Source organism: Aeromonas sp. ASNIH8 (assembly GCF_002919855.1).
In the GTDB taxonomy this organism is placed as follows: domain Bacteria; phylum Pseudomonadota; class Gammaproteobacteria; order Enterobacterales; family Aeromonadaceae; genus Aeromonas; species Aeromonas caviae.
In genome coordinates this window covers 1-1426 of the sequence record NZ_PQLN01000213.1, presented here as the reverse complement: position 1 = coordinate 1426, position 1426 = coordinate 1, and the positions used below count along the sequence as shown (strand labels likewise).

The 1426-nt window shown below is 57.2% G+C and carries 1 protein-coding gene; it reads left to right on the top strand.

Annotated features, from left to right (window positions below; translation table 11 throughout):
• Positions 1-84 precede the first annotated feature (84 nt).
• Positions 85-1413 carry an IS4 family transposase gene (locus C3418_RS23490; RefSeq protein WP_053288733.1) on the top strand — a complete coding sequence of 443 codons (1329 nt, stop codon included), beginning with the start codon at positions 85-87 and terminating at the stop codon, positions 1411-1413.
• The last annotated feature ends 13 nt before the right edge of the window (positions 1414-1426 follow it).

Below are 1426 nucleotides of genomic sequence, written 5' to 3'. Positions count from 1 at the left end.
TAATGCCGATCAGTTAAGGATCCATTGACCGATCCTCAGGCTGTGTAAGAATCCGAAACTCCTTGTTGGGTTTCGGATTTTTTTATGCGTATCGACCAAGCTCTCGACTTCATTCACGCCTGTCCTCCCGGAAAGTTTGAGTCCCTGTCTGACCTGCTGTCACCTGAACTGGTGCAGGCTTGCTTGGCCGAGACGGGCTCCGTCTCCTTGCGCCGACGGCGCATGCCCATGGAGCGGGTGCTATGGGCCATTATCGGGATGTCCTTGTTTCGTCATGTCCCTATGGCCCAGCTGGCCAACCAGCTCGATATCCTGTTACCCGGCGACCGGCCGTTTGTCGTCCCCAGCGCCTTCATCCAGGCGCGCCAAAAACTGGCTGACCAAGCCGTTCGACAGGTGTTCCAGCAGACCGCCACACTCTGGCATCAGCAGTGTCAGCACCCCACCTGGGCCGGCTTGCAGCTGCTGGCCGTGGACGGGGTGGTCTGGCGCACGCCCGATACTCCGGACAATGCCGGCGCCTTTGCCAAGTCGAAAACCGTCCAGGGGGAGACGCAATATCCCCAGGTCCGCATGTTGTGTCAGATGGAGCTGACCAGTCATCTGCTGACCCAGACAGTGATGGACTCCTGTGCGGTAAACGAGATGGTGTTGGCAGAGCAACTGATTGAAAAAACACCCGATAATAGCCTGACCCTGTTCGATAAGGGCTTCTACTCACTGGGGTTACTCCATGCCTGGCAACGCCAGGGCGTAGCGCGTCACTGGCTTATTCCGCTGAAAAAGGGGGCTCAATACGAGGTCATCCGCAAGCTGGGGCGGCAGGATGTGCTGGTACGCCTCAGTGCCAGTCCGCAGGCCAAGAAGAAGTGGAGCGAGTTGCCGGAGCAGTTCGAAGCCCGGCTGCTGACCCGGACGGTAAACGGCAAGGAGCGGCAGGTGCTGACCTCGCTCACCGACCCGCTGCGCTTCCCGGCCAGCGAGTTGATGGAGCTATACCAGAATCGCTGGGAAATCGAGCTGGGCTATCGGGAGATGAAACATAGCCTGCAACAGCACCGGCTGACGCTGCGCAGCAAGAAACCCGATGGAGTAAGGCAGGAGCTATGGGGCTTGGTATTGGCCTATAACCTACTGAGATATCAGATGGTTAGGATGGCGGCGAGCTTAAAGGGCTATACGGCCAGCCAGTTGAGCTTTCACATGGCATCGGTGTATCTGCTGCATGAACTCAGTTGCCTGCCGTTTGTGTCACCGGGCATGGTTCCAGGGCGTGTCGCTGAGTTGGACAAACAGGCAGAGCAGTTCAAGTTACCCGCCCGCCGAGAACGAAGTTACCCAAGGTGCATCAAAGCCAAACCACAGAAGTATGCGACGAGAAAACCTAGTAAAAACAATGCCAGTCAGGCTTAACTGACTGGCATTA